This is a genomic window from Streptomyces spirodelae (genome assembly GCF_017676385.1).
Classification (GTDB): domain Bacteria; phylum Actinomycetota; class Actinomycetes; order Streptomycetales; family Streptomycetaceae; genus Streptomyces; species Streptomyces spirodelae.
This window is the reverse complement of sequence record NZ_JAFFZN010000059.1, coordinates 1-6,132: the sequence shown is the minus strand read 5'-3', so window position 1 is coordinate 6,132 and position 6,132 is coordinate 1. Positions and strand designations below refer to the sequence as shown.

General features: G+C 71.0%; 5 protein-coding genes. 4 read left to right on the top strand and 1 reads right to left on the bottom strand.

Features of this window, described 5'->3' with window-relative positions; genetic code table 11:
• Window positions 1-124: 124 nt before the first annotated feature.
• Window positions 125-316 (bottom strand): hypothetical protein, encoded by a 192-nt coding sequence (locus JW592_RS32295; RefSeq protein ID WP_209268848.1) that lies wholly within the window; start codon window positions 314-316, stop codon window positions 125-127.
• Between the two features lie 561 nt (window positions 317-877).
• Here JW592_RS32295 and JW592_RS32290 point away from each other — a divergent pair.
• The 4 genes from JW592_RS32290 to JW592_RS32275 form a co-directional block, all read left to right on the top strand.
• Complete coding sequence (locus tag JW592_RS32290; RefSeq protein ID WP_209268847.1) at window positions 878-4,906, top strand: sensor histidine kinase; 4,029 nt, start codon at window positions 878-880, stop codon at window positions 4,904-4,906.
• Window positions 4,907-4,915: 9 nt separating this feature from the next.
• Window positions 4,916-5,329 carry a roadblock/LC7 domain-containing protein gene (locus tag JW592_RS32285; protein WP_169729596.1) on the top strand — a complete coding sequence of 138 codons (414 nt, stop codon included), beginning with the start codon at window positions 4,916-4,918 and terminating at the stop codon, window positions 5,327-5,329.
• 67 nt (window positions 5,330-5,396) lie between these two features.
• A complete protein-coding gene (locus JW592_RS32280) occupies window positions 5,397-5,807 on the top strand; it encodes a DUF742 domain-containing protein (RefSeq protein WP_209268846.1) in 411 nt (136 codons plus the stop codon).
• A 67-nt stretch (window positions 5,808-5,874) separates the two neighbouring features.
• On the top strand, window positions 5,875-6,132 hold a 258-nt coding region (locus JW592_RS32275; RefSeq protein ID WP_209268849.1), incomplete at its 3' end, for an ATP/GTP-binding protein.

Sequence of the window (6,132 nt, the reverse complement as noted above, 5' to 3'; positions counted from 1 at the left end):
CGAGGAAGGGGCGCGGGGCTCAGCCTGTGTGCGGCTCCGCCGCGTGGGTGCGCGCCAAGCAAGAGAAAACCCGCACCCTGCGACGTCGAACAGGGACAGCCCTGCCCGGAACAGGCGGGAGGGATCAGCTCACCGGGGAGTCCACCAGCACGGTGCGGCGCGGGTTGGCGGTGCGCTCCGGCAGGGTCTCCCCTTCATCGGTGGCGCCCTCGTGTGCGGCGACCGCCGCGGTCGTCAGCTCGTCGGCATCCTTGAGATGTGCCAGAGTGGTGCGCCGCGGGTTGGCTATGTTCCGCATGGTCAGAGTGGACGTCACTGGTGCCCTTACCTCGCTCGGCTTGTCATTTCAACGTGAGATGTAAACGCCGAGAGTAGGCACGCTATTCCCCACCGGAACGTGATCTAGGCAACGTCCGGCATGTGAGTTTGCTCACGAGGCCGTTACCAAAACAGACATAAGTAATCGTTGAAACCGGCAGCGTAATCGGGCACAGCGGGCCAAGAGGGCATTACACGCGCAGCGCCGGGTAGTTGGGCACGGCATGCGTCGCTCCGCCCCGCGCGCCCCGACCAGGAGAAACCCGGCATTTCGCTACGGATTTCGGACGTGCTGTACATTTTCCTGTGCGTTGCGTTACCGACGCCCAAGGGTTATCCACAGCCCTTGTTGGAGATCCGGCACTGTGCTGGAATTCCACGGACCGCCGCAGGACGAAACAGACCGGAGCGCGTCGCGCACACAGAGCGGCGCCGCGTGACGGTGATGAGGGGACGCGTCGGTCATCACGACCGCCATGGGGGGCCTGGACCCCCACGACTCGATACCGTCCCGCCCGTCGCGAGCGGGGGGACGCCTGGTCCAGAGGTTGCGACGCTAGTGCAGGGACGTTTCAAGAGGGATGGCAGCGCTGAGGGAGCCCCGGAGGCGCAAGGCTCGGCCGGCGGTTCCCAGCCCCAGCGCGCCCACGAGGGCGGGCCCGCGGGTGGTGAGCAGGGCACGCCCTCCGGCGCGCAGGTGAGCGCCGCCAGCGGCGCCGGAAAGGGCGACACGGGCAAGGGCGACAAGCAGGGCAAGGCCGGAAAGGCCGCCAAGGGCGGCGGCGCGGCCGACGGTAAGGACGCGGCCGAGGGCCCCGACCTCGGGTCCCGGGTAGCCCTGCGCAACTGGCGCATCAGCACCCGCCTGGTCTCCCTCCTCGCGCTCCCCGTCATCGCCGCCACCACGCTCGGTGGCATGCGGATCTCCAGCTCGCTGCAGAACGTCGACCAGCTCGACAACATGAAGCTCCTCACCGAGATGACGGAGCAGGCCACCGACCTGGCGGCCAAGCTTCAGGACGAGCGCGACAAGTCGGCCGGCCCACTGGTGAGCACCGGCAACGAGAAGGACGAGTCAGTCGTCGCCCCGCGCGAGAAGACCGACAAGGCGTTCCAGTCCTTCAAGAAGGCCACCGGGGACATCGACGGCAGCGACAAGGTGATGGCGGGCGTCCAGTCCACCGTCCTGGACATCGTCCGTCAGCTCGACGCGATCAACACCATCCGCGAGCGCGCCTACGAGAACCCCGACAACGTCTCCCAGACGGTCAACGCCTACAACCAGCTCATCGACTCGCTGCTCTCCCTCTCGCAGGACATGGCGCAGGCGACGAGCAACTCCGAGATGATCCGCAGCACCCGCGCGCTGGCCGCGTTCTCCAGCGCCAAGGAGTACGCCTCCATGCAGCGCGCGATCATCTCCGCCGGACTGGCCCACCAGCCCAATCCGAAGCTGTCCGAGAACGACAGGCTCTACGCGCGCACCGCTGTCGACAGCGAGGACGCAGAGCTCGAGAGCTTCAGCCAGATCTACGGGGACAAGGCCCACGGCCTCCTCAAGCCGCTCAGCGGCGACGTCAACGTCCGGCTCGCGGACAACTACCGCAAGCGGATGCTGCACAGCCCGGACGCGATCCGGAAGCAGCGGCGCACCTACGTCGACTGGATCGACCAGGACCAGTCGAAGATCACCGCGATGGAGAAGATCGAGCGCACGCTGCTGGAGAAGATGGAGCAGCAGGCGCGCGAGCTGCGCTCCGAGGCCCAGCGCGAGGCGCTGATCAGCGGTGCGCTCATCCTGCTCGTCCTCGGTATCTCGCTCGTCGGCGCCTTCGTGGTCGCCCGCTCCATGGTCCGCTCGCTGCGCCGCCTCCAGGACACGGCGCAGGACGTCGCGCGCAAGCGGCTGCCCGAGCTGGTCAAGCAGATGTCCGAGGCCGAGCCGCAGGACGTGGACACCTCCGTCGAGTCCGTCGGCGTGCACAGCCGGGACGAGATCGGAAAGGTGGCCGCGGCCTTCGACGACGTCCACCGCGAGGCCGTCCGGCTCGCCGGTGAGCAGGCGCTGCTGAGGGGGAACGTGAACGCGATGTTCACCAACCTCTCGCGCCGCAGCCAGGGCCTGATCCAGCGTCAGCTCTCGCTCATCTCCGAACTGGAGTCCCGCGAGGCCGACCCCGACCAGCTCTCCTCGCTCTTCAAGCTCGACCACCTCGCCACCCGAATGCGCCGCAACGGCGAGAACCTGCTGGTCCTCGCGGGCGAGGAGCCCGGCCGCCGCTGGACGCGCCCCGTCCCGCTGGTCGACGTGCTCCGCGCCGCCGCCTCCGAGGTGGAGCAGTACGAGCGCATCGAGCTCAACTCGGTGCCGACCACCGAGGTCGCCGGACGCGTCGTCAACGACCTCGTCCACCTGCTCGCCGAGCTGCTCGAGAACGCCACCTCGTTCTCCTCCCCGCAGACCAAGGTCAAGGTCACAGGCCACGCGTTGCCCGACGGCCGGGTCCTCATCGAGATCCACGACACCGGCATCGGGCTGTCCCCCGAGGACCTGTCCGCGATCAACGAGCGGCTGGCCAACCCGCCCACGGTGGATGTCTCCGTCTCCCGCCGGATGGGCCTGTTCGTGGTCGGCCGACTCTCTCTTCGGCACGGCATCCGCATCCAGCTGCGCCCCTCCGACTCCGGCGGTACGACCGCGCTGGTCATGCTCCCCGTCGACGTCGCACAGGGTGGCGCCCAGAACGCCAAGGGCCGCCCCGGCACGGGCGCGCCCGGCGGCCAGGGAGGACCGCCGCCCCCGCAGACCCGTGGCGGCAGCAAGGGCGGCAACCTCGCGGCGGCGCTCCAGCGCGGTCCGCAGAGCGGCGCACCCGGCGTCCCCGGCCTCGGACAGCAGAGCGGCCCCGGTCTCGGCTCCGGCGACAGCTCCCGGATGGGCGCCCTGCCGGCGCGCGGCCAGGACGCGGGCGGCGGCCGCCCGGCGCTCCCCGCCAGGGACGGCAACCGCACCCCGGCAGGCAGCGGCGGCGGCAGTGCCGTCGACTTCTTCGGCGCGCCGCCCAACCCGGGCCGCCCGGGGCAGGCACCGCCCGGTCCTGGCGCGGGCAACTCGCCGCTGCCCAACCGCGCCCAGAACCAGCCGGCGCCCGAGCTCCCCGGCGCTCCCACGGGCCAGGGGCCGCAGTCGTCCACCGGTACGGGGCAGTTCGCGCTGCCGCAGTCGGGTGGTCCTGCTGCCACGGGTGAGTACGCGCGTCCGGGTTCTCCGTCGGAGGGTCCGGGCAGTACCAGCGAGATACCGCGCATCACCCCCGACGGTCCGGCCGACACCGGTCAGTACGCCCGTCCGGGTGCGCAGCAGGAGGGGCCGGGCACGGGTCAGTTCCCGCAGATCTCCCAGGGCTCTCCCGCCGATACGGGTCAGTACCCGCGCCCCGGCGCCCCGAGCGGCTCCGGTACGGGGCAGTTCGCGCTGCCGCAGTCGGGTGGTCCTGCTGCCACGGGTGAGTACGCGCGTCCGGGTTCTCCGTCGGAGGGTCCGGGCAGCACCAGCGAGATACCGCGCATCACCCCCGACGGCCCAGCCGACACCGGTGAATACGCGCCCCCGGGAGCCCCCGACGGGCCCGGCCACACCGGACAGTTCCCGCAGCCGCAGCAGGGCGGCTCCGGTGACACGGCCCAGTTCGCGCGGCCCTCCTTCGGCGACGGGCCGTCCGGCCGCCCCGCGGACGGCGAGCAGAACCGCCCGAGCTGGGCCCGGCCCGAGCAGGGTCCCGGTGACGAGGACGCCCCGCGCGGCCACGACGAGCCCGAGGGCACCGGCGAGTACGCGGCGCCGGGGTACCCGGGAGGAAACGCGGCGCTGCCCGGCCGGGGCCAGGACGCCTCCGGCCCCCAGCAAGGCCAGGACCCGGGCGAGGGCATACCGTCCGGTCCTCCGGCGCCTGCGGACGCACCGACGCCGATCTTCGCCTCCATGGAGTCCAACTGGTTCCGCGGGCCGGGCCGTCAGGCTCCGCAGTCGCCGGACCGGCCCCAGCAGGCCACCCCCCAGCAGGCCGGTCCTCAGCAGATCGGCTCCCAGCAGGACCGTCCCGACCAGGCGCGCGGCACCGGCTCGGAGGGCTTCCAGCGCACCGGTGCCGACGGCGCTCCCGGCCGGCAGCCGGGCGCCTCGCCCGCGCCCCGCCCGGGACAGCCCGCCGCTGCCGTGCCTCCGTTGCCTCAGCGCCAGTGGGCCCAGGGCCCCGGTGGCGGCACCGCCGGTGCGGGGCAGAACGGCGCCGCCGATCCCAGTTGGGGCGCCTCGCCCAACGACGAGCGCTGGCGGCGCGCCGAGCAGCTCCGCCAGCCCGCAGCCGGCGGAGTGACCACCTCCGGTCTGCCGCGCCGGGTGCCCCGCGCCAACCTGGTCGCGGGCACCGCTCAGCAGCAGTCCTCCGCACAGGCCGGTCCCCAGGTCTCCCGCGCGCCGGACGACGTGCGTGGTCGGCTGACCAATCTCCGTCGCGGTATCCAGCAGGGCCGACAGGCCGGTCCGGACAACCGCGGCGCAGATCCCACCTATCAGCAGGAGCGTTAGTTGAGTCCGATGAGCCAGGCTGCGCAGAATCTGAACTGGTTGATCACCAACTTCGTGGAGAACACCCCTGGGGTGTCACACACGGTGGTGGTCTCCGCCGACGGCCTGCTGCTGGCCATGTCGGAGGGCTTCCCACGGGACCGCGCCGACCAGCTGGCGGCGGTCGCCTCGGGGCTCACCTCGCTGACCGCGGGCGCATCCCGGATCTTCGAGGGCGGTGGGGTCAACCAGACGGTTGTGGAGATGGAGAGGGGATTCCTCTTCATCATGTCGATCTCCGACGGCTCCTCGCTGGCCGTGCTCGCCCACCCCGAGGCCGACATCGGCCTCATCGGCTACGAGATGGCGCTCCTGGTGGACCGTGCAGGAAGCGTACTCACTCCCGACGTACGCGCGGAACTCCAGGGAAGCATTCTCAACTGATCATCACGCTCCCCCCACTTGAGCACCACAGTCCGTTCGCCGACCCCATGCCTCGCTCGGAGGAGCCATGACCCCGCCCGCTTCGCACGATCCGTACGGCGTGCACAACTCGCATGCGCCGTACGGAGGTGAGGGCGACCAGCCTCTGGTGCGTCCGTACGCCATGACGGGCGGCCGGACCCGGCCGCGCTATCAGCTCGCCATCGAGGCTCTGGTGAGCAGCAACGCGGACCCGATGCAGCTCCAGGGGCTGCTCCCCGAGCACCAGCGGATCTGCCACCTGTGCCGGGAGGTCAAATCGGTCGCGGAGATCTCCGCGCTGCTCGCCATCCCGCTCGGGGTGGCCCGGATTCTCGTCGCCGACCTCGCCGAGGCCGGGATGGTGGCCATCCACCAGCCGGGCAGCTCCTCGGACCCGGGCGGCGCCCCCGACGTGACGTTGCTGGAAAGGGTGCTCAGTGGACTTCGTAAGCTCTAGCCCGCAGATGGACCCTGCCGGGCGGCAGCCGACCCCGCCGGTGGGGCCGATGGGCTCCATGGGGCAGATGAGCCAGCAGGGCTATGGAACGCCTGCGGCCGGACGGTCCACGACCTCCGCGAAGATCGTGGTGGCCGGCGGATTCGGGGTGGGCAAGACGACCTTCGTCGGTGCGGTCTCGGAGATCAACCCGCTGCGCACCGAGGCCGTGATGACCTCTGCCTCGGCCGGTATCGATGATCTGACCCACACCGGGGACAAGACCACCACCACGGTGGCCATGGATTTCGGCCGGATCACCCTCGATGACGATCTGATCCTCTAT